At 66.8% G+C, this 21,259-nt stretch carries 19 protein-coding genes; 16 read left to right on the top strand and 3 right to left on the bottom strand.

Going from position 1 to position 21,259, the window contains the following annotated elements; genetic code table 11:
* Positions 1 to 130 precede the first annotated feature (130 nt).
* A complete protein-coding gene (locus QOZ89_RS44830) occupies positions 131 to 541 on the bottom strand; it encodes a hypothetical protein (protein WP_131804049.1) in 411 nt (136 codons plus the stop codon).
* A gap of 148 nt (positions 542 to 689) precedes the next feature.
* Between QOZ89_RS44830 and QOZ89_RS44825 the strand changes: the two genes are divergently transcribed.
* The 16 genes from QOZ89_RS44825 to QOZ89_RS44750 all read left to right on the top strand — a co-directional run bounded on the left by QOZ89_RS44825 (position 690) and on the right by QOZ89_RS44750 (position 20,228).
* Positions 690 to 1,595: an SDR family NAD(P)-dependent oxidoreductase gene (locus QOZ89_RS44825; protein WP_198543244.1), complete on the top strand. Its 906-nt coding sequence runs from the start codon at positions 690 to 692 to the stop codon at positions 1,593 to 1,595.
* A gap of 700 nt (positions 1,596 to 2,295) precedes the next feature.
* Entirely contained in the window at positions 2,296 to 3,807 is a 1,512-nt protein-coding gene (locus tag QOZ89_RS44820; RefSeq protein WP_071048953.1) for a sugar ABC transporter ATP-binding protein, read from the top strand.
* A gap of 21 nt (positions 3,808 to 3,828) precedes the next feature.
* A complete protein-coding gene (locus QOZ89_RS44815) occupies positions 3,829 to 4,896 on the top strand; it encodes an ABC transporter permease (protein WP_083418656.1) in 1,068 nt (355 codons plus the stop codon).
* 58 nt (positions 4,897 to 4,954) lie between these two features.
* Positions 4,955 to 6,094 carry a sugar ABC transporter substrate-binding protein gene (locus tag QOZ89_RS44810; RefSeq protein WP_071048955.1) on the top strand — a complete coding sequence of 380 codons (1,140 nt, stop codon included), beginning with the start codon at positions 4,955 to 4,957 and terminating at the stop codon, positions 6,092 to 6,094.
* A 114-nt stretch (positions 6,095 to 6,208) separates the two neighbouring features.
* Positions 6,209 to 7,897: an MDR family MFS transporter gene (locus tag QOZ89_RS44805; protein ID WP_312630203.1), complete on the top strand. Its 1,689-nt coding sequence runs from the start codon at positions 6,209 to 6,211 to the stop codon at positions 7,895 to 7,897.
* Between the two features lie 583 nt (positions 7,898 to 8,480).
* A complete protein-coding gene (locus tag QOZ89_RS44800) occupies positions 8,481 to 9,767 on the top strand; it encodes a cytochrome P450 (RefSeq protein WP_198543245.1) in 1,287 nt (428 codons plus the stop codon).
* A 95-nt stretch (positions 9,768 to 9,862) separates the two neighbouring features.
* A complete protein-coding gene (locus QOZ89_RS44795; RefSeq protein WP_083418657.1) occupies positions 9,863 to 11,296 on the top strand; it encodes an aldehyde dehydrogenase family protein in 1,434 nt (477 codons plus the stop codon).
* Positions 11,297 to 11,405: 109 nt separating this feature from the next.
* The gene (locus QOZ89_RS44790; protein WP_198543246.1) at positions 11,406 to 12,734 is read left to right on the top strand and encodes a cytochrome P450; all 1,329 of its coding nucleotides are present in this window, start codon (positions 11,406 to 11,408) and stop codon (positions 12,732 to 12,734) included.
* A gap of 28 nt (positions 12,735 to 12,762) precedes the next feature.
* Positions 12,763 to 12,954, top strand: coding sequence for a ferredoxin (locus tag QOZ89_RS44785; RefSeq protein ID WP_071048959.1), 192 nt, complete (start codon positions 12,763 to 12,765; stop codon positions 12,952 to 12,954).
* A gap of 9 nt (positions 12,955 to 12,963) precedes the next feature.
* Positions 12,964 to 14,205, top strand: coding sequence for an NAD(P)/FAD-dependent oxidoreductase (locus QOZ89_RS44780; protein WP_071048960.1), 1,242 nt, complete (start codon positions 12,964 to 12,966; stop codon positions 14,203 to 14,205).
* Between the two features lie 62 nt (positions 14,206 to 14,267).
* Positions 14,268 to 15,362, top strand: a complete 1,095-nt coding sequence (locus tag QOZ89_RS44775; protein WP_241841735.1) for an NAD(P)-dependent alcohol dehydrogenase — start codon at positions 14,268 to 14,270, stop codon at positions 15,360 to 15,362.
* 85 nt (positions 15,363 to 15,447) lie between these two features.
* Complete coding sequence (locus QOZ89_RS44770) at positions 15,448 to 15,954, top strand: HtaA domain-containing protein (RefSeq protein WP_071048962.1); 507 nt, start codon at positions 15,448 to 15,450, stop codon at positions 15,952 to 15,954.
* 288 nt (positions 15,955 to 16,242) lie between these two features.
* Positions 16,243 to 16,443, top strand: coding sequence for a hypothetical protein (locus QOZ89_RS44765; RefSeq protein ID WP_241841738.1), 201 nt, complete (start codon positions 16,243 to 16,245; stop codon positions 16,441 to 16,443).
* Positions 16,444 to 16,612: 169 nt separating this feature from the next.
* Positions 16,613 to 18,121 (top strand): MmgE/PrpD family protein, encoded by a 1,509-nt coding sequence (locus QOZ89_RS44760; protein WP_071048964.1) that lies wholly within the window; start codon positions 16,613 to 16,615, stop codon positions 18,119 to 18,121.
* A gap of 16 nt (positions 18,122 to 18,137) precedes the next feature.
* A complete protein-coding gene (prpB, locus tag QOZ89_RS44755) occupies positions 18,138 to 19,031 on the top strand; it encodes a methylisocitrate lyase (RefSeq protein WP_071048965.1) in 894 nt (297 codons plus the stop codon).
* 33 nt (positions 19,032 to 19,064) lie between these two features.
* Positions 19,065 to 20,228: a bifunctional 2-methylcitrate synthase/citrate synthase gene (locus QOZ89_RS44750; RefSeq protein WP_071048966.1), complete on the top strand. Its 1,164-nt coding sequence runs from the start codon at positions 19,065 to 19,067 to the stop codon at positions 20,226 to 20,228.
* On the opposite strand, the gene QOZ89_RS44745 is transcribed toward QOZ89_RS44750, so the two are convergent.
* On the bottom strand, positions 20,156 to 20,650 hold the full coding sequence (locus QOZ89_RS44745; protein ID WP_071048967.1) for an ISAs1 family transposase: 495 nt from the start codon (positions 20,648 to 20,650) through the stop codon (positions 20,156 to 20,158). The genes QOZ89_RS44750 and QOZ89_RS44745 overlap by 73 nt on opposite strands.
* A 6-nt stretch (positions 20,651 to 20,656) precedes the next feature.
* Positions 20,657 to 21,052, bottom strand: coding sequence for a transposase family protein (locus QOZ89_RS44740; protein ID WP_241841736.1), 396 nt, complete (start codon positions 21,050 to 21,052; stop codon positions 20,657 to 20,659).
* Positions 21,053 to 21,259: the final 207 nt, after the last annotated feature.

The raw sequence follows: 21,259 nt of genomic DNA, 5'->3' as shown, positions 1-21,259 counted from the left end.
CTAGCCGTCGCAGTGCGCGCCATGAGGACGCCGGCTCCAACGAGGACGGAAATACGCCAGCCGTGCGGCGGCGCTTGGGCGTTAGCACGGCACGAACGGGAGACGGTGCGTGGGGACGGTCCCCTGCGCATCACTCCTCGCTGTTAGCCAGGCGGAGGATGAGGTCGGTGAAATAGTCCGCGATCTTCGTGGCGGTACCTCGGCCGTCAGCCTCGACGATCTGCAGCGCCCCGGCATGCACGAGTGCGGTGACAGCACAGGCAGTCAAATTGGGCAGCGGCGGGTTACCGAACGTCAGCCCCCTAGCGCCATGCATGAACTTCACGCCGGCCTCCCGGTACACGTTCGCATAGCCGGGCGGCCCGTCATCGCCTAGCATTACCCGCGATATCTCGCGCGTCTTCCAGATATCCATGAGATAAGCCTTGGCGCCCGCCGCGTATAGGGCGGCCGGACGGGTCTCGCCAGCGGCACGGGCCCGCTCGGTCGCCTTCTTCGATGCGTTGGCATTCCGGTTGAGTGCCTCGCTCGCCAGAACCATGAACACCTCGGCGTCAGCGCGCGATTCGACGCGAAGTCGCCGCGGGAGTCAATTTGATAGAGTAGGATTCTAGGATGCTGCTCGAACGGGTGGCGTCGAAAGACCGGTTGAACGAGCCGACCAGAGACGATCGAAGGAGCTGTGAAGCGTGGCTGACTGGCTGAAGGACCGGGTTGCGGTGGTGACCGGGGCAGGTCGTGGCATCGGCGCGACGATCGCCGCGACGTACGCCCGCGAGGGCGCCGCCGTTGTGGTGAACGACCTGGGCGGCACCGGCGACGGGAAGGGCAGCGACACGACGCCAGCGGAAGAAGTGGTGAGCAAGATCGCCGCCGAAGGCGGAACGGCGATCGCGGACTACACCGACATCACGGACCACGCCGCCGCCGCCGCCATGATCCAGCGGGCGATCGACGAGTATGGCCGTCTCGACATCCTGGTCAACGTCGCGGGTATCCTGCGGGACAAAATGATCTTCAACCTCGTGGAGGAGGACTGGGACGCCGTCATCGCGGTGCACCTAAAGGGGCATTACAACACGATCAAGCCGGCCGCAAGCCACTGGCGCGGCCAGCGGGACGAGAACGCGCACAACCGGATCATCAACTTCACGTCGATCTCCGGCTTGCACGGCAGCGCGGGACAACCCAACTATGCGGCAGCCAAGATGGGTATCGTCGGTCTCACGTATTCCTGTGCCAACGCGCTGCGCCGCTACGGGGTAACGACCAACGCCATCTCTCCGGGAGCAGCGTCCCGGCTGGTCGCGACCATTCCAGCCGGCCGCAACCCGGAACCCGACAACGGGCCAGGGCCGGAGCACCTCGGCCCGATCGCCACTTACCTGGCCAGCGAGCGCTCGGGCTGGCTCAACGGCCGGGTTGTCGGCGCGCGTGGACCCTCGGTCGAGCTGTACAACATCCCGGAACCGATCCGGGTCGTGAGCACGCACGACTTCTGGGACATGGAGACGCTGGCCGGGCTGGTCGAGACAAACTTCCGTGCGCCCGCGAAGCAGCCTCTGACGCCGCCGTGGTTCGCCAAGGAGAATTAGGGCTGCGTTCGAGGCTCTACCGACTTAGTCGTGGGCTTGATCGCCGAAAGAAGTCGTCCTCGGCGCGCGCCCGCCGTTCGCGTTGCTAGGTTGCGTTTCGACGAGTGAACGCCTACCTAGCAGGGGAGAACGGCGTGCGCGCGTCCGCCGTGGTCCGGGGGCGGGTAGCGGGCTGGCGCGCGAAGTAGACCCGCATCGTCGTTGCCGCGAGCCGGAAATCCGCAGGTACCGCCCACCACGCGCTCCCCGTCCGCTCTACACACGAGATCCGGTCCGCTGGGTTCGATGGCGGTGCTCGGCGGACGGCCATCCCTAGTCGGCTCCCGGACCAAAGGCTCGACACCCCCGCCGCGCATCAGACAGAGCCGACGGTTACCGAGGAACGCGACGGGACACCCGCGCACCCTCGCCTGGCTCGGGCACCGGGTACGATGCCGCGCCGCACCCCACCCACAACGTGTCAGACACGCTGATACCAGGCAGCACCTCTGGGCGGCCAGCAACTCGAAATCGAGCCGTTGACTAAAATAGTGTTCTAGGATTCAATTGCACGATCCGGCCGACCGACGCGGGCGGCTATGTACCGAGAGGTGATGTCATGATTAAGATCGCGACAGCCTCGTGCCGGGGGGACCGAGATGGTCGTTACAGTGCCTGAACCCACGTGGTCCCACTTATTGCGACCGATCCCATCCAGAGCGTGAACACCGCCGTGGAACATGAAGACGCTCTGACGGTCGCGGGAGTGCACAAGAGCTTCGGCCCGAACCTTGTGTTGAACCGGGTTGACCTACGTATCCGCAGGGGCGAGATTCGCGCGCTGATCGGACTCAATGGCAGCGGCAAGTCGACTCTGATAAAGATCCTTGCCGGCTTCCATGCGGCCGATGATGGGCAAGTAGCCGTCGGCGGCCAACCGCTGAGTCTCAGCGGTCACCAGGCTCATGGCTCCGGCGCGGGATTGCGTTTCGTTCATCAGGATCTCGGACTGGCGGCCAATCTCAGCGCCGTCGACAACATGGCTCTTGGCTTCCGATATCCCCGTACCAAGCTCGGCACCGTCGCCTGGGGACGCGCACGCCGAGACGCGCGCCGATCACTTGAAGAACTCGGCTACAATTTTGATCCCAGCCAGACCATCGATCGGCTGAATCCCGTCGAGCGAACCGGTACCGCGATCGTTCGTGCGCTGGCCGGCACCGACGAGTCAGTCCGGCTGTTGGTCCTCGACGAGCCGACCGCCGCCCTGCCGGCCACCGAGTGCGCACGGCTGTTCGACGCGGTCCAGCGCCTCGCCGACCGAGGCGTCGCCGTGCTGTACGTGACCCATCACCTCGACGAAGTCTTCGAACTGGCGCATCGAGTGTCCGTCATGCGCAACGGACGGATGGTCGACGACTCGGCGGTCGCCGACCGCACGCACGACCAGTTGGTCGAGATGATGGCAGGTAGACCGGTGACGAAGGAGGCGGCCCGCCGCGGCGAAAGCGCCGCTCAGGGGGCGGCCACACTATCCGTCACCGGGCTGCGAACCGGCCGGCTGGCCGGCGTCGACCTGCATGCCAGCGTGGGCGAAATCGTCGGTATCGCGGGCATCACCGGATCCGGGCGGGACGAGGTGGTGCCCGCGATCATGGGAGTCATTCCTCGCGAAGGGGAGATTCGGACGGGCGGGCGAGTCGTGCCGCCCAGGCGGCCACACCGCGCCGTCGCCTCCGGAATCGCCTGCGTGCCGGCGAACCGCATCGACGACGGCCTCCTACCGTTCATGTCGATCAAAGACAACCTCACCATCGCCGGACTGCGGGCCTTCGCCGGGCGAGGGTTCATTCGTCGCGAGGCCGAGGCCCGCTCCGCCGGTGCATGGATTGCCCGAATGGCGGTACGCCCTGGCATTCCCGCCCTGCCCGTCATCGTTCTCAGCGGGGGAAACCAGCAGAAGGTCGTGCTCGGGCGATGGTTGGCGACGGAGCATACCGTTCTTGTGCTCGACGAGCCGACCCAGGGCGTCGACGTCGAGTCCCGGGTCTCCGTGTATCGGGAACTGCGTGAAGCAACTTGCCGCCTGGCCGTCCTGATCTGTTCTTCCGACTCGGAAGAACTCGCACAGCTCTGCGACCGAGTCCTCGTGCTCCGCCGCGGCCGTATCGTGGCCGAGCTCACCGCCCCTACCAGCGCGGGCGAGATCGACGCGATCGCGCTCGGCTCCTAACCTCGACGGTGGTGAAACTCGATGACCTCATCCGAAACGCCTGTGCAGATCCGCGAACCCGAATTGCCCTCACCGAATCCGCTTGTTCCTGCCAGTTCAGCGATGAACACGGTTGTGAACCGTATCGGACTCGTGCGCTTCAGCGGAATCTACGGGCTCGTCGCGCTAATCATCTTCTTCGGCGCCACCCAACCCGATCTGTTCCTGACCGAGACCAACCTCAAGGTCATCTTAGTCAACTCGGCGATCACCGGCCTGCTCGCGATCGGCATGCTCGTGCCGATGGCCGCCGGGCTGCTCGACCTTTCTTTTGGCAGCATCGCCGGCCTCTCGGCGGTTTTCATGGCCTGGGCCACCACGCGCACCGACATCGACACCTACGTGGTCGCGCTGGCCGCCATCCTGCTTGCCGGAGCGCTTGGGCTGGGCTCTGGCCTGCTCGTCGCGTTTATCAAACTGGACAGTCTCATCGTCACCCTGGGCATGTCGTCGGTGGCGCTCGGCATTACCGAGTACCTGAGCCAGGGGAACACGCTCACCGCCAATCTCAGCCCGTCCTTCGTACACATCGGACTGGACTCGATCGGACCGATCCCGATCCTCGCCATCATCCTCGCGATCCTGGCGGTCTGCATGTACGTCTGGCTCGAGCACACCCCGGGCGGTCGGTTCGTTCTCGCCAGCGGCAACAACTACAACGCCGCACGCCTCGCTGGGATCAACGTCCCGAAAATCCAATCTCTTGCACTCGCGTTCAGCGGGCTGATCGCCGGCCTGGCGGGCGTTCTGCTCATCGCCCGCGTCGGATCCGCCACCAGCACAGCTGGTCAGGGCTACCTGCTGCCCGTGGTGGCGGCGCTATTCTTGGGCTCGACCCAGGTGCTGTCCCGGCCGAACGTCGTTGGCACGATCATCGCCGTCTACCTGCTCGGGACCGGCGTGCAGGGAATCCAACTCCACGGCAACCAGCCGTGGGTCAGCAACATGTTCAACGGCCTGGTTCTGCTGGCCGCGATTTCGGTGGCGCGGCTACGCGGTCGCCAAAGTCGGCGACTGAACCGAAAGCGTACCCAACCCCAAGCCGCCTAACCCTCTGCCGGCAGCGTTTCGCCGTTCCAACTTCGTCCTTAACGATAGGAGATCTACCATGCGACGATTAGGTATTCTGCTCGGTGCCGCCGCGCTGGCAGCCGGCGCTATCACCAGCTGTTCCAGTTCCCCGCCCGCAGGCGGGTCGGGTTCAGATACGAACTCCGCCGCCTCGTTCGAGGCCGCTGTCGCGGCTTACACGAAGCAGCCGGCGACGATCGGGGACGCGCCTGCTCTCACGTCGGCGCCGCCGGCCGGGAAGAAGTTCGTCCAGATCAGCCTCGGAACAGGATATGACCAGACTCTGGCGGCAGGATTCAAGGCCGCGACCGCCGAGATCGGCTGGAGCTACAGTGTCTTACAGGCCAATCCCATCGACCCGTCCACGACACTGTCGGCGCTGACGACGGCCATCAACTCGGGTGCCGACGTGGTTGTGGTCGCCGCGACGCCGATCGCGGTGTGGAGAAGTGCCATCCCGGCGGCGCGCGCCAGCGGCACGTTGATTGTGAGCGTGGCAGGTGCCGAGGATCTCGATGCGGAGCCAGCCCCGGACGGCGTGCTCTACGTGCGCAACGGGCCCGCGGACGGACAGGTCTTTGGGTCGATCCTTGTCGACGTGGCGCTAGCGGACGCTGGGCCCGACGCCAAAGACATTCAGATGGTCACAACTGAAGTGCCCCAGTTGGGTGCCCTGGCCACAGCCACCACCGCTGCGGAGCGGACTCGCCTCGCGGAGAAGTGCCCGTCTTGCACGCTCGAAGTCGTGCAGGTGCCGTTTGCCGACGTCTTGAGCGGTAAGGGGGCCCAGGACATCGTGGCCTATTTGCAGCGCCGTCCGAAGACGGAGTATGTAATCGTCAATCCTGGTCAGTCCGCTAGCGGTCTCAGCCAGGCGATCAGGGCGGCGTCACTCCCCCCGGTCAAAATTCTTGGTAATTCGCCGGGTGCCGACGGGCTCAAAGACCTCAGCGCTGGTGACAACCTCGCGTGGCTGGTGGCGCCGTTTCAGTTGCAAGGCTGGCAGATAGTTGACGTCGCGATCCGCTCGTTCGAGAATCTGCCTTTCTACACCTGGCCGCCGAGTTTGTGGCTGGTCACCCAGAAGAACGTGCACGATATCGCCGACTTTGCCGATCCCGAGTTCCCGTCGGATATGGCGGACCAGTTCCTCCGACTCTGGAAGGTGAACGGATAGTCACGGTCGATCGCCGACTCGAGGGCTCGTCTTCAGCACGGCGTCCTACACCACCGGATGCCCACCGAAATTAGATGACGCGGCCAGCTCGCCCGCCTCGTAGCGAAGGGAGACGTGGACAACCTGATGGCATCCCCAACCCCCGGCGCTGCAACGGCTCAAACCGCCGTCTCCCGCGGTTTGAGCCATAGGCAGATCTTGACGGTCTTGCCGGGCCTGCTGCTCGGAATATTCCTCGCCGCACTCGACCAGACGGTCATGTCTACTGCGATCCGGACGATCGGCGACGATCTCAATGGTCTGTCGATTCAGGCGTGGGTGACGACCGCGTTCCTGGTCACCGCGACGATCGCGACGCCGGTGTACGGCAAGTTGTCTGACATCTACGGCCGCAAGCCACTGTTCATGATTGCGATCGCGGTCTTCATCGTTGGCTCGGTGCTCTGCGGGTTGGCGAACTCGATGTACATGCTTGCCGGGTTCCGCGCTTTGCAGGGGGTCGGTGCCGGCGGCGTGTTGCCGCTCGCGTTCGCCATCGTCGGCGACCTCATCCCGCCCCGTGATCGCGGTCGGTATCAGGGCTACATCGTGGCCGTCTTCGGCACGGCCTCGGTGCTCGGCCCGGTGACCGGCGGATTCTTCGCAGGCCAGCCAACGATTCTTGGCATCTCCGGCTGGCGCTGGATCTTCTACATCAACGTCCCGCTCGGCATCCTGGCGTTGTACGTCGTCCTACGCGTCCTAAAGATCGACCACCGCCGTCGTGACCAGCGCATCGACTGGTGGGGCGCGGCTTCGCTTGTTTTCGCGCTCGTTCCGTGGTTGGTCATCGCCGAACAGGGCCGTACGTGGGGTTGGCAGTCCGGCGGTGCCTACGGGTGTTATCTGCTCGGCGCGGTCGGGCTCGTCGCGTTCTTGCGCGTGGAAATACGCATGGGTGACGAGGCACTGCTACCGTTGCGGATGTTCCGCGAGTCGATGTTCAGCCTCGGCTCCGCCCATTCGATCATCTTCGGTCTCGGCCTGTACGGCGGAACGTTCACGTTCCCGCTGTACCTGCAGATCGTCAAAGGTGCCTCCCCGACGGAGGCGGGGCTGCTCATGGTGCCGCTCGCCCTCGCCCAGGCATTTGGATCGGTACTCGCGGGTCAGGTCGCCTCGCGCACCGGCCACTACAAGATCTTCCCGATCGCGGGGTCGGTGCTGCTCGTACTCGGCCTGGCGTTGCTCGCGGGGGTGGGCGCGGATACCCCGCTGTGGGAAAGCGCCCTGTACATGGCTATCTTCGGCGCGGGTCTTGGCCTGAGCTTGCAGATAGTCATCACCGCGATGCAGAACGCGGTCGACCCTCGCGACATGGGCGTGGCGACATCGGCGGTCACCTTCTTCCGGCAGATCGGCGGCACGCTCGGAACGGCACTGTTCCTGTCCATCCTTTTCGCCCAAGCGGCCACCAACATCCCGCACGAGTTGTCCAAGTCGGGGGTCAGCCTACCGCCGGGCAGCGCGTTCAGTGTGGACGACACGAGCGGTCTGAGATCCCTACCGGCCACGCTAAGGAATCCGATCATCACCGGGTTCTCTGACGCGATCAGCCTCATCTTCGCCCTCGGAGCCTGCATCCTGGTGATTGGTCTCGTGCTGTCGATCATGCTCCCCGAAATCCCGCTGCGCACGCACACCGGTCCGCAGTCCTCCGATCAAACCATCCGCGCGGAACCGACGCCCGATCCCGGACTCACCAATACATTCGAGGACAGTGGTGACGCCAGCAAGACAAGTATCGCGGGCCCTCTCGCCTGACCCACTCTCGCCCGGCCCCCTCCCGCCTGACCAATACCTCGGCGTTCTTTGCCGAGGCGGCGGTCACGCCCAAAAGGAATGACCCGATGTACAAGCACGTCCGTCCCAGCCGCAGGCGTCCGGTTGTGGCAACGCCGCGAGCGGAGTTCTCGCGGCGTGCACCTTGGCGAAGTCGACGCGGCAGGGCTCGCGTGCGGCTCGAGCGGGCGGCTGTAGAGCTGGCTCGGGTCAGTGCGCGGCTGCGTGGCGCCCGGCTTTCGTCGTCGTCCGCGACGTCCCGGCGTTGACCGTCTTGCGATCGACAGCGGCTGGGCCGAACGTGGGTCGTCGTCCTTCCCCGCTATTCCGCACTCTCGCCGCAGCCAGCAACTCACGACGGCGGAGATTCAAGGTTTACAACTGTTTACCTCGCTGCTAGCGTGAGTATCGAGTCCACTAGCACTAGCGAGGTGAGGCCTGCAGATCTGACGGTAGCTTGTGGCCCAGGCTCGGTACTAGGTCGGCGCCGCGCTAACGGCGCAGGGCCCTTGACTCTGGGCTGTCGGCGTGGTTCTCAGGGAACGGAAGACAAAGGAGGTCGCCAGTGTCGTCGGCAGTGCACGCGACGAGGCACCCGGTCACGACCGGCAAAGACATCTCGAGCACCGCCTTCTGGGCGCAGTCGTTCGAGAAGCGAGACGAGACGTTCGCCTGGCTGCGTGAGCATGCTCCAGTGAGCTGGCACGAGCCGGCGGAGACCTTGGCGATGACGGCTGAGGAGCACGGTGAGGCGGGGTTCTGGGCCGTTACCCGGGCAGCAGACATCACCTATGTCAGCCAGAACCACTCGATCTTCAGCTCGGCGGATGAGTGGGGTGGAGTTGGGTTTGTCCCTAGACCTTCCTTCTCTGGCTCTGGCGGGGAGCCCAACTTTCTCGTCATGGATCCGCCAAACCATACCCAGTACCGGCAAGTGATGAGTGCCGCGTTCACTCCGAAAGCAGTTGGCCGGCTGAGCGCGAAGATAGCGGAGCGCGCAGCGCAGATTGTCGGCGGTGTTGTCGGAGCTGGCGAGATCGACTTCGTGACTGGGGTTGCGGCACGGCTGCCGATGTTGACCGTCGCGGACTTGATCGGCGTACCCGAAAGTCTGATCGAGGAATTCGCACACGCCGGGGACAACTGGATTAACGCGCTTAACCCGGAGATCGTTCCAGCGGGCAAGTCGCCATTCGAATTCATGCTGGAACAGCAAGCGATCTTGCGCAAAATCGGCGTGGACCTGGTCGATTACCGGCGCAAGCATCCTGCCGATGACGTTGCGACCGCGCTGGCAGGCGCGGAAGTCGACGGTAGGAGGATCACGGACGACCAGATCGAGTCAATCATGGTTCTGCTGAGCATTGCCGGCAATGATACCACGAAACAGACGACCACGCTTAGCACGGTCTCGCTGTGGCGCAACCCGGACCAGAAGGCACGGCTGATGCAGGATTTCGATGGCCGCATCGCCAGTGCGATCGAGGAATTCGTCCGGCATGCGTGCCCTGTCCTGACGTTCGGCCGTACCGCGACAAAGGACACGGAGATTCACGGAGTCCAGGTCGACCGAGGGGACAAGCTGGTCCTCTTCTACGGCTCAGGCAATCGGGACGAGTCTGTTTTCGAGGACCCCCACCGCTTCGACCTGAGCCGGGGGCGCAGCCCGCACGTCGCCTTCGGCGGCGGGGGAGTCCATTATTGCTTGGGCAACGGCGTGGCCAAGGCGCAACTGCGGGCGCTGTTCTCCGAGATTCTAACGAAACTGCCGAACATGGAGGTCGGCGAGCCTGAGTTCTCGGTGAACGCGGAGATCCGCAATGTCAAACGTCTTCCGGTCCGGATCCCCTGACAGGGTCGGCCGATGGATATGAGTCCTAGCCACTTCCGGAGCGAATACGACACGGGCCAACCGCGCCACGAAACGGCCCGAAGGAGAGGCACATCGTGACGAGTTCAGTAGCTGCGGCTAGGCCGTTCTCCGCCACGGTCGATGGCGGCGATTTCCCGGCCGACGGAACGTTCGACGTGATCAATCCAGCCACAGGTCAGGTGTTCGCTCAAGCGCCGGCCGTCAGCCCGGATCAACTCGACGCCGTCTTCCACGCCGCGGACCGTGCGTACGCCGACTGGAAAACGGACGAGGCCGCGCGGCGGGCGGCCTTGCGGAAAGCCGCCGATGTGCTCGTGGCATCCGCAGACGAGCTGGCTCCCATTCTTACCGCGGAGCAGGGCCAGCCGTTAAGCGGAGCGCGCGGCGAAATCCTGATGTCCGCCGAGTGGCTGCAGTACTACGCGGACCTCGAGCTACCCCGCGAGATCATCCGTGACGACGAGCACGGCTATGAGGAAGTTCTCCGGCGGCCCTTGGGGGTGGTCAGCGCCATCACTCCGTGGAACTTCCCCATCTCGCTGGCCATGTGGAAGATCGCGCCGGCCCTGCGAGCCGGAAACACGATAGTCGTCAAGCCGTCGCCGTACACGCCGCTCGCGACCCTCGCTCTCGGCCGGCTCCTGCGCGGTGTGCTCCCCGACGGTGTGCTCAACGTAGTCAGCGGGCCGGACCCGCTCGGTGCCGCGCTGGTGTCGCATCCGGTGCCGCGCAAGGTGAGCTTCACCGGGTCGACCGCCGTCGGGAAGCGGGTCGCCGTAGCCGCGGCCGGGGATCTCAAGCGAGTCACCCTGGAACTGGGTGGCAACGACCCGGCGATCGTCCTCGGCGACGTCGACGTCGAGACGGTAGCCCAGCAGATGTTCTGGAATGCCTTCTACAACAATGGCCAGATCTGCCTGGCTGTCAAACGGGTCTACGCGCACGAGGACGTTTGCGCCGACTTGGTCGAGGCGTTGGGCGCGATCGCCGCGGCCGTCACCGTCGGCGACGGCATGGCCGAAGGCACTCAACTCGGGCCTGTAAACAACCGGCCCCAGCTAGAACGGGTCAAGGACCTCGTCGCCGACGCCCTCGGCCACGGCGGGCGCGCCGTCACCGGCGGCGCCCCACTCGACCGGCCCGGCTACTTCTACCCGCCGACCATCCTCGCCGGCGTTTCCGACGGCGTCCGAGTAGTCGACGAGGAACAGTTCGGCCCCGTACTCCCGATCATTCCGTTCCGCGCCGAAGCCGACGCGGTCGAGCGCGCCAACCGGGGCAACTACGGACTCACCGCCTCCGTGTGGTCGGCGGATCGGGACCGGGCGATGGAGCTTGCTACCCGGATCGACAGCGGCCAGGTCTGCGTCAACAGACACGGGGGTGGCGTCCAGAAGCACCTGCCCTTCGGTGGACACAAATGGAGCGGTATCGGCGTCGAGAACGGCCCGTGGGGCCTCCACGAATACACCGACATCCAGGTAGTCATCGGGCCTCCGGCGACGTAACGGACTTCACCGTAAAGGCAAATAGCTGTCCAGAGCAAGCGCTGGGCCCGCATCGTTGACCTGGTGCGCCAGGTCCTCGTGTCGTGACTATGTTCTGGGGACATGCGGTTTGGCGCGATCGCTGGTGCCCGAACGCATGCGAGTCGGAGGTTTACAAATGGCAACCCAGCTGTTCGCGAATGAGCATCCGTTGACGACCGATAAGGATATCTCGAGCGAGGCTTTCTGGCGGAAGACCTTCCGCGAGCGGGACAAGACGTTCGCCTGGCTGCGCAGGAAGGCGCCGGTCAGCTGGCACAGGCCGCTGGAGGATCCGGTGCTGCCCCCCGAGATTCACGGGGAAGCGGGATTCTGGGCGGTGACCAAGGCCGAGGACATTCGGTTCGTGGGCCTGAACCACGAGCTGTTCAGTAACGCGCTCGGGGGCATCTCGCTCCGGCCGATGCTGCCGGCCATGACTCAGAGCGCGTCGTTCCTGGAGATGGATCCGCCCGATCACACCCGCTACCGGCAGATCATGAGCGCGGCGTTCACGCCGCGCGCGGTGGCCAGAGTCAACGCCAAGATCGAGGAGCGCGCCCGACAGATCGTCGGAGGGCTCGTCGGTGCCGGCGATTTCGACGTCGTCGAGGACCTCTCGGCGAGGCTGCCGATGCTGACCGTAGCGGACCTGATAGGCGTGCCTGAGGGGCTCACTCAGACCTTCGCGGACGCGGGCGAGAAATTCATCGGCGCTCTTACCAACCCCGAGAGCCGGCCCGAGGGAGTCTCGTTGTCCGAGTTCGCCGGGGAGCAACTCGGCATCCTGCGGGACATCGGAGTGGATCTCGTGAACTTCCGGCGGACTCGTCCCGGGGACGACATCGCAACGGCACTAGCCAACGCCCAGTTCGACGGGCGCCGGTTGTCGGACGAGGAGATCACCTCCATCATGCGGCTCCTCAGCATCGCCGGTAACGACACGACCAAGCAGACGACGTCCTGGACCGTTCTGGCACTGGACCGCAACCCTGAACAGCGGGCATGGCTGTTGGAGGACTTCGACGGCCGCATCGCCGGTGCGATCGAGGAGTTCGTCCGGTACGCCTGCCCGGTCCTTCAGTTCGCGCGGACCGCGACCCAGGATGTCGAACTGGGGGGCCAGCAGATTCGCCAGGGTGACAAGGTGGCGGTCTTCTACTGTTCCGGGAACCGGGACGAGGCTGTGTTCGAGGACCCGCACCGGTTCGACCTCTCCCGGGGGCGCACGCCGCACGTCGGTTTCGGTGGTGGCGGCATCCATTACTGCCTGGGCAATGGCATCGCCAAGGCCGAGCTCCGCGCCTTGTTCGGGGAGATCCTCACCCAGCTGCCGAAACTCCAGGTGACGGGCGAGCCCGATCTCCTGTTCGGCGAGTTCAGCTCCGGCATCAGGCACCTGTCGGCGCGCACCAACTGAAGTACACCGGTCACTGTAAAGAGGGATCATGAAACTTGTGGTGGACCGGGGTCGCTGCACCGGCATCGGTATTTGCGAGTCCATCGCCCCCGACGTGTTCGAGGTCGGGGACGACGGAGTTCTCGTGGTGCACAGCGAGGACTTCGACGGTAACGAGCAGGTGGCGGAAGCCGTCCGGTCCTGCCCGGCCATGGCGCTGTCGATCGCCGAGGACGGATGAGTCGTGGGGATGTCGAACGGTTCGGTCGCAGGGCCCGGCCTCGTCGTGGTCGGCGCGTCCCTCGCTGGTCTTCGGGCGGTCGAGTCGGCGCGGCGTGCGGGGTATGAGGGCCCTGTCACGCTTATCGGCGCCGAGCCGCATCTGCCGTACGACCGGCCGCCGCTGTCGAAGCAGTTCTTGACGGCTGACCCGGAGCCGGCGTACTACACGACCGAGGAGGCGCTGACCGGCGAGCTCGGTGTCGAGTTGCGCTTGGACTGCCGGGCGTCGTCTCTCGACCCGCCGGCCCGGCAGGTTCGGACGACGACGGGGCCGGTGGCGTATGGGAGGTTGATCGTCGCGACGGGGGCGGAGCCGCGGGTCCTCGCCAACGTCCGCCCTCTGGAGGGCGTGTGGACACTGAGAACCCTGGACGACGCGGTCGCGCTGCGGGTCGCGCTACGTTCGGCGCGCAAGGTCGTCGTGGTGGGTGCCGGGTTCATCGGCTCGGAGATCGCGTCGTCGGCGCATTCCCGCGGCGCCGAGGTCACCCTCGTGGAGGCTGCGCCGGTGCCCCTGGTCAGGGCCGTCGGCGAAGTGGTCGGCGAATCCCTCTCTCGGCTGCACACCCGCAACGGCACCCGCCTAATCTGCGGCGTTCACGTCGAGCGGATGGTCGGCAACGAGCATGTCGAGGCCGTCCGCCTTTCCAGCGGTGAGACCCTTACCGCTGATGTCGTCGTGGTGGGCGTAGGCGCGGCGCCGGCGACCTCGTGGCTCGGCGGGTCCGGCATCCAGCTGGACCCGAGGGACGGCGGCATCATCTGCGATGCGTATCTGGAGACATCGCTCCCCGACGTCTACGCGGCGGGCGACGTGGTGCATTGGCCCAACGCGCTGCTCGACGACACCGTGCGGCTCGAGAACTGGACGAACGCGGCGGACCAGGGAGCGCGGGCGGCGGTCAACGCGCTGTTCCCCGACCGCAGAAGGCCGCACGAGACGGTGCCGTACTTCTGGAGCGACTGGTACGGGCACCGCATCCAGTTCGCCGGCACCGCGATGGCGGACAGCGTGACGTTCGCGTCCGGCGGGCCCGACGAGGACCGGTTCGTGGCCCTGTACCGACGCGGGGCTCGCCTCGTCGGTGCCGCGACCCTCAACGAGCCGCGCAAGATCATGAAGTACCGCCGCTACATCGCCGGCCGGGGGACCTGGGCCGAAGCCCACAAGGTCCTGGTGGCCAGGACACCGGTTCCCGCCACCGACTGAACCTGCGAGATCACGCACGAGAAGAGGACCACATCCCGATGCCCTATACCCCGTTGACACAGATGAGGGCGGCTGTCCTGCGCGCCGCAGATAGGCCTTACCTGCTGGAAGAGGTCTCGCTCGACGACGTGCGGCCGGGCGAGCTGTTGGTGCGAATTGCCGGATCCGGGATGTGTCATACCGACATGGTCGGGCGCGATCCGGCCTTCTCCTCGCTTCACCCGATCATCCTTGGGCATGAGGGCAGCGGGATCGTCGAGAAGGTCGGCAGCGGTGTCACAGCGGCCAAGCCGGGCGATCACGTGCTTATCAGCTTCGCCTCATGTGGGTCTTGCTCGACCTGCCTGAGCGGGCAGCCGGCGTACTGTCATGAGTTCGAGGCGAGGAACTTCTCCGGGCGGAACGCCGACGGCACCACCAGTGCGCGGGGGGCCGACGGCGGCCCCATCGCGAACCGCTGGTTCGGGCAGTCGTCCTTCGCCGAGTACGCCATCGCGACGGAGCGGAACGTCGTCGTGGTGGATCCGGAGCTGCCGCTGGAGTTGCTCGGCCCGCTCGGATGCGGTCTGCAGACCGGCGCGGGCGCGGTGCTCAACGAGATGCGGCTCGCACCGGGGCAGTCGATCGCGGTGTTCGGCGCGGGCGCAGTCGGCCTCGCGGCCGTGATGGCCGCCAAGCTCGCGGGGGCAAGCGACATCGTTGCGGTCGATCTCCAGGAGCACCGCCTAGGCCTCGCTCTCGAGCTCGGCGCCACGCGAGTGGTTCTCGGGAGCAAGGACGACGTCGTCAGCCAGGTCAGGGGGGCGGGTCCCGGCCTCGACTTCAGCTTCGAAACCACGTCGGCTCCGGCGGTCATGTCGGCTTCCATAGCGGTGCTCGCGCGGCCCGGCACGGCCGTCCTGGTCGGCGCAGGGAACGGCCTCCTGTCGGTCGACCCGCTCGAGCTGTCCGGCAAGAAGGTCACCTTCGTACTCGAAGGCAGTGCGGTGCCCCAGATCTTCCTGCCCCGGCTCATCTCCTTCTGGCGGCAGGGACGCTTCCCCTTCGACAAGCTGATCCGCACCTACCCGCTCGAGGACATCAACGCCGCCGAGGCGGATGCCCGATCCGGCAAGACCATCAAGCCGGTACTCCTCACCGGCGCGAAGAAGAGCTGAGGATCGGACATGTCCGTGACCGATGTCCGTCCGGAGCTTTTTCCCGCACCGTCAACGCGGGTTCACGGACGAGAGCAGGAGGGGCGTGTTGCTGGGACCTCGCGCGGATCATGAAGGCCTGGCGATCGGCGGCCTGGCGATTCCCTCCACCCTGCGCTGGGACGTGAAGGCATCCTTCCGCTCCTATGTCGAGTCGGCCGGCGGCGCCGTTCACGTACATGAGCACGCCACCGAATCCGCAGAAGGGTTCTGCTTTCCGCTGCGCTCGGCGGTGAGCGAGACCGACGGCGGCCATCTGCTGCAGTACAGCGGCTCGGTGCACTTCCGTGCCCACGGCGGCCTGCTCGACGTCCTCGTCGACACGCCGTGGCTGCACCTGACCGGACCAACTGCCCGACTGAGCATCCGCGGCACGGAGGCCACCAGGACCGCAGGCGCCCGGCTGATGCTTGCCGAGATCGAACCCGGAGGCCCGGGGCTGATCAGCGGCGCGGCCAGCTCGCGAGTCGTACTCACTGACCAGGGCGCCGTGCTCTTCGACTTCCGGTACCCGGGCGGGACAGAACTCGCACCCGTCTCGCTAATCGGCTGACGGGCACGAGGGTCGGCTGCGGCGTCGAGACTGAGGCCCGGGGCTCCCGGTCGTCGCTAGAGTGAGGAACTCCCTGAACCCGTGGACGGCGGCGCCGCGATAGTGTCTATCGCAGTCTTTCCGATCGAGCAGCCAGCCGACTCGCTTTCGGTGAGCGGGGCGTCCGTCGGCTGGTCGTGGTCCGGAGTTGACCCCCGGTCTGCGCAGTCGTGATGGCGCGGTTCTCTCCATATTCGGGTGACGCTGCGCTACCTCGACACGTGGCTGAGAGGCATCGGCGCTGTCGCGATGGGTGGCCTTATGACGGACGCCGCGGCAGCCGAGATCGCCCGATGCCAGCTCTGGCAGCGGATCCGCATGGTCGCGCTCCGCGACGACGGCCGCGCGGTGACGCGCGAGTTCGTCGACCGTTCATCGCGGACGAGCCGGCGGCCGCTGAGGCCGAGCTCGGCGAGGGCAACCGGACAGCGGACGCGGTCTCCGTCCTGACCCGTACCGCCCTCAACGGTGAGCTCACGGCTTTCGTCACGACCGCCGCCGATCAGATGTACCTGGCGGTCAGTCCCGGGCGCGCCGCGGCGGCCCGGCCGGAGAAGGCCGAACCCGGCTTCGACTCCAACCCCGGTTTGACGGACGACTCAGAAGAAAGCGTGAACGCATGATCGACCACAAGGTCCGCGTGTATCCGAGCGCCGAGCGGCTGGCCCGGGAGGACCAGCTCGCCTGGAAGATCGCGGCGGTCGGGGCCGACCCGGTCGAGGTCACCGACGACGTCGCCGACATGGTGATCAACCGAGTCATCGACAACGCTGGGGTCGCCGCCGCGTCCCTGGCCCGCGGACCCGTGACCGCCGCCCGCGACCAGGCGCGGCGGCACAGTGCCGGCGCCGGTCGCGCCGGCGCGACCGTGTTCGGTGCGCCGGGTCACGCCCGGGTCTCACCGGAGTGGGCGGCGTGGGCCAATGGTGTGGCCGTCCGCGAGCTGGACTTCCACGACACCTACCTGGCAGCGGACTACTCCCACCCCGGGGACAACATTCCGCCGGTGCTGGCGGTCGCCCAGCAGCTGGGACTGGATGGCCAGGCACTGGTGCGCGGGATCGTGACCGGTTACGAGATCCAGGTCGCGCTCGCTCGTGGGATCTGTCTGCACAAGCACAAGATCGACCACATCGCGCACCTCGGCCCGTCCGCCGCCGCCGGCATCGGCACCCTGCTGGGCCTGCCCACCGCGGCCGTCTACCAGGCCGTCCAGCAGGCCCTGCACACGACCACGACGACCCGCCAGTCCCGCAAGGGCGAGATCTCGAGCTGGAAGGCCTACGCACCGGCGTTCGCCGGCAAGCTCGCCGTCGAGGCGGTGGACCGGGCGATGCGCGGGGAGGGCGCCCCGTCACCCGCCTATGAGGGCGAGGACGGGTTCATCGCGTGGCTGCTGGACGGGCCCGGTGGGCAGTACGTGGTCTCGCTTCCCGCGCCCGGAGAGCCCAAGCGGGGCATCCTCGAGACCTACACGAAGGAACACTCCGCCGAGTACCAGAGCCAGGCACTGATCGACCTGGCCCGCCGCCTCGGCCCCCGGATCGGGGATTTCTCCAGAGTCCGCTCCATCGCCATCCACACCAGCCATCACACCCACTACGTGATCGGTTCCGGTGCGAACGACCCGCAGAAGTACGACCCGAGGGCCAGCCGGGAGACCCTGGACCACTCCATCCCCTACATCTTCGCGGTCGCTCTGCAGGACGGTGACTGGCATCACGAGCGCTCTTACGCCCCCGAACGAGCGGCCCGGCCGGACACGGTCGCACTCTGGCGGAAGATCACCACGCGAGAGGATGCGGAGTGGACGCGGCGCTACCATGCCGTTGACCCCGCCGAGAAGGCGTTCGGCGGAGCGGTCGTGGTCGAGTTCGACGACGACACGGTGCTGACCGACGAGATCACTGTCGCCGACGCGCACCCGCTCGGCGCCCGTCCCTTCGGCCGGGAGCAATACGTCGGCAAGTTCCGCCGCCTCGCCGAAGGTGTGATCGCCACCGCAGAACAGGACCGGTTCCTCGACCTCGCGGTCCGCCTGCCCGACCTCGTTCCTGACGAGCTCGCCGGGCTCACCCTCACCCCGGACCGGCCACCTCTGGTCGGGGAGACCCAGGGAATCTTCTGACCGGGAGACCAGTCCGATGCTGCACGCGAAAACACCCGCTCACCTGCGCCGCGCCGCCTTCCGTGAGGCGCTGCGTTCCGGTCGGTTGCTGCGTTTTCCCGGCGCGTTCAACCCGCTGACCGCCGTCCTGATCACCGAGCTCGGTTTCGACGGCGTCTACGTCTCCGGCGCGGTGCTCTCCGCCGATCTCGCCCTGCCCGACATCGGCCTGACCACGCTGACCGAGGTCGCCGGACGAGCCGGACAGATCGCCCGGGTCACCGATCTGCCGACGCTCGTTGACGCCGACACCGGTTTCGGCGAGCCGATGAACGTCGCCCGCACACTCCAGGTCCTTGAGGACGCCGGGCTGGCCGGATGCCACCTGGAGGACCAGGTCAACCCGAAGCGGTGCGGGCACCTCGACGGCAAGTCCGTGGTCAGCACCGAGGAGATGATTCACCGGATCCGCGCCGCCGTCACCGCTCGCCGCGATGACAACTTCGTCATCTGTGCCCGCACCGACGCCCGGGCGATCGAGGGTCTGGACGCGGCTATCGAACGGGCCCGCACCTACGTTGATGCCGGCGCCGACATGATCTTTCCGGAGGCCTTGGCGGACGCCGTCGAGTTCGAGGCGATGCGCAAGGCGGTCGACGTGCCGATCCTGGCGAACATGACCGAGTTCGGGAAGAGCGAACTCCTCACCGCTCCCGCGTTGGAATCCGTCGGCGTGAATCTGGTGATCTACCCGGTCACGCTGCTGCGGATCGCGATGGGAGCCGTCGAGGACGGGCTGCGCCGCCTCCTGGCCGACGGCACGCAGGCCGCGCTGGTCGACGGGATGCAGCACCGTTCCCGGCTCTACGAACTCCTCGACTACCCCGCCTACAACACCTTCGACACCAACACTTTCAACTTCCGGATCTGAGCGTCCGGTACTCCCTGGGGAAGGACGTCTGCCATGACCACCGTCGAACCGTCGGTGCGCAAGGGTCTGGCCGGAGTCGTCGTCGACACGACTTCCGTCTCGATGGTGAACCCGGAGACAAACTCGCTGACCTACCGCGGCTACCCGGTCCAGCAACTCGCCGCCGAATATTCCTTCGAGGAAGTCGCCTATCTCATCTGGTACGGCGAACTGCCCACTACGGAGCAACTGTGCGGGTTCACCGAGGCCGAACGCGCCCGCCGCTCGATCGACCGGACCCTGATGGGCCTGCTCGCGCGGCTGCCGGAGACCTGCCATCCGATGGACGTGCTGCGCACGGCCGTCAGCTACCTCGGCGCGCAAGACCCCACCGAGGACGACGGCACGGTCGAGGCCAACCGGATCAAGGCGCTCGACCTGATGGCGAAGCTACCCACCGTGGTCGCCCTGGACCAGCGCCGCCGCCGCGGGCAGGAACCGATCCTGCCCGACCCGACCCTCGGGTTCGCCGGGAATTTCTTCCACATGTGCTTCGGTGAGGTTCCCGACCCCGAGGCCGTCCGCGCCTTCGACGTCTCCCTGATTCTCTATGCCGAGCACAGCTTCAACGCCTCCACCTTCACCGCACGAGTAGTGACCTCGACGCTGTCCGACCTGTACAGCGCGGTCACCGCCGGCATCGGCGCCCTCAAGGGCCCGCTGCACGGCGGCGCCAACGAGGCCGTCATGAACATGATCGACGAGATCGGTGACCCGGCGGACGCCGAACGCTGGATGCTCGACGCCCTCGCGAACAAGCGCAAGGTCATGGGATTCGGCCACCGCGTCTACAAGGCCGGCGACTCCCGGGTCCCCACCATGCGCGCCGAGCTCGACCGGGTCGCCAAGACCGGCGGCGAGCCCGGCGAACGGCTCATGGCGATCTACACCACGCTGGAGACCGTCATGCTCCGGGAGAGGAACCTGCACCCGAACCTCGACTTCCCGGCCGGCCCCGCCTACCACCTCATGGGATTCGACATCCCGACGTTCACCCCGATCTTCGTCATGTCGCGGATCACCGGGTGGACGGCGCACATCATCGAACAGCTGGCCGCCAACACTCTCATCCGACCGCTGTCCAGCTACGTGGGCGTGGGCGAGCGCAGCGTCCCGCTCGCCGCTCGCCGGCTCGCTGGTAGCGCGGGGCTGGCCTGATGCGTCGGCAGGCTCGTGACCGCGTGGATGGTCTCGGTCGTTGTCTGGCCGCCGGTCAGGGGCCCGCGGCGGCGGGTGATCTGGATGGCCTGGGCGGCGTGCGGGAAGTCGATCCCTGCGCGGACCTCGGTGGCCTTCACGGTCCGCCGCTCGGCGCGACCGTGGCCGCGGTTGGTCGTCCGGCAGGCGGTGCGGGCCTTTGTCCAGGGCAGGGCGGTGGGCTGGGCCGCAAGCGTCGGGCGGTTCGCCTTGACGATCGGCAGGTAGTGGGCGCCGTGCGCGACCAGCCAGTTGGCCGTGTCGTCCTGGGTGTGCAGCGCGTCGGCGGTGATGACGGTGTCGGTCAGGTCGACGGTGGCGAGCAGGTCCTTGATCGTGGGGATCTCGTTGGTCTTCGCGTCGACGGCGCACTGGCCGAGCACGACGGCCTAGCGTTGGTCGAGCGCGGCGAGCAGGTGCCGGCCGGCCGTGTCACCGGCCCGGCTGCCGCGCAGGGTCTTCCCGTCGCCCGCGACCCGGCGCCGCTGGCCCTTGCCGGGCTCGGTCCTGCCGGCGACCCAGGCTCCCAGCGCCGCGTCCAGGGCGTCGGCGTCGAGCAGGGCGAAGACCCGGCGGAACGTCGAGACGTCCGGGACCCGGACGATCCCGAGCCGGCCGGCGACCGCCTCGCCGGCGTCGGCGGCCCATTCGGCGATCGCCGTGAACGAGCGGGCCCCGACGAGCACCGCGCACGTCGCCAGCGTGAGCACGACCGGCAGCCGGTGGCGCCGGCCACGGCGTTTCCGCGGGTCGACGACCTGCTCGGACACCGCGAGCAGATCCACCGGCGGCACCCGGCGGCCACCGACCGGCGCCACGGCGGCCAACTGATCCAGGACAGGGACAGCCGACGATAATGGTGCGGCGGGCATGGCACCTCGAGGACGATCAGGCTGGCGTAGGAACCTCCATGATCATCCGAGGGCCATGCCCGTCCTCTTTCGGCCCCGCCCACCAGCACCAACCCGCGCCCTGGAACCACCGGAAACCCT

The organism is Pseudofrankia coriaricola, assembly GCF_032027725.1.
Classification (GTDB): Bacteria; Actinomycetota; Actinomycetes; order Frankiales; family Frankiaceae; genus Pseudofrankia.
Note: the sequence above shows the minus strand (reverse complement) of the source record. Positions and strands in the feature narration are given on the sequence as shown.

Excerpts from the sequence above, each read along its gene's own strand:
- QOZ89_RS44830 (WP_131804049.1), bottom strand. The coding sequence starts at position 541 with ATGGTTCTGGCGAGCGAGGCACTCAACCGGAATGCCAACGCATCGAAG.
- QOZ89_RS44815 (WP_083418656.1), top strand. The coding sequence starts at position 3,829 with ATGACCTCATCCGAAACGCCTGTGCAGATCCGCGAACCCGAATTGCCC.
- QOZ89_RS44810 (WP_071048955.1), top strand. The coding sequence starts at position 4,955 with ATGCGACGATTAGGTATTCTGCTCGGTGCCGCCGCGCTGGCAGCCGGC.
- QOZ89_RS44785 (WP_071048959.1), top strand. The coding sequence starts at position 12,763 with ATGAAACTTGTGGTGGACCGGGGTCGCTGCACCGGCATCGGTATTTGC.
- QOZ89_RS44780 (WP_071048960.1), top strand. The coding sequence starts at position 12,964 with ATGTCGAACGGTTCGGTCGCAGGGCCCGGCCTCGTCGTGGTCGGCGCG.
- QOZ89_RS44775 (WP_241841735.1), top strand. The coding sequence starts at position 14,268 with ATGAGGGCGGCTGTCCTGCGCGCCGCAGATAGGCCTTACCTGCTGGAA.
- QOZ89_RS44765 (WP_241841738.1), top strand. The coding sequence starts at position 16,243 with ATGGGTGGCCTTATGACGGACGCCGCGGCAGCCGAGATCGCCCGATGC.
- QOZ89_RS44760 (WP_071048964.1), top strand. The coding sequence starts at position 16,613 with ATGATCGACCACAAGGTCCGCGTGTATCCGAGCGCCGAGCGGCTGGCC.
- prpB (WP_071048965.1), top strand. The coding sequence starts at position 18,138 with ATGCTGCACGCGAAAACACCCGCTCACCTGCGCCGCGCCGCCTTCCGT.
- QOZ89_RS44750 (WP_071048966.1), top strand. The coding sequence starts at position 19,065 with ATGACCACCGTCGAACCGTCGGTGCGCAAGGGTCTGGCCGGAGTCGTC.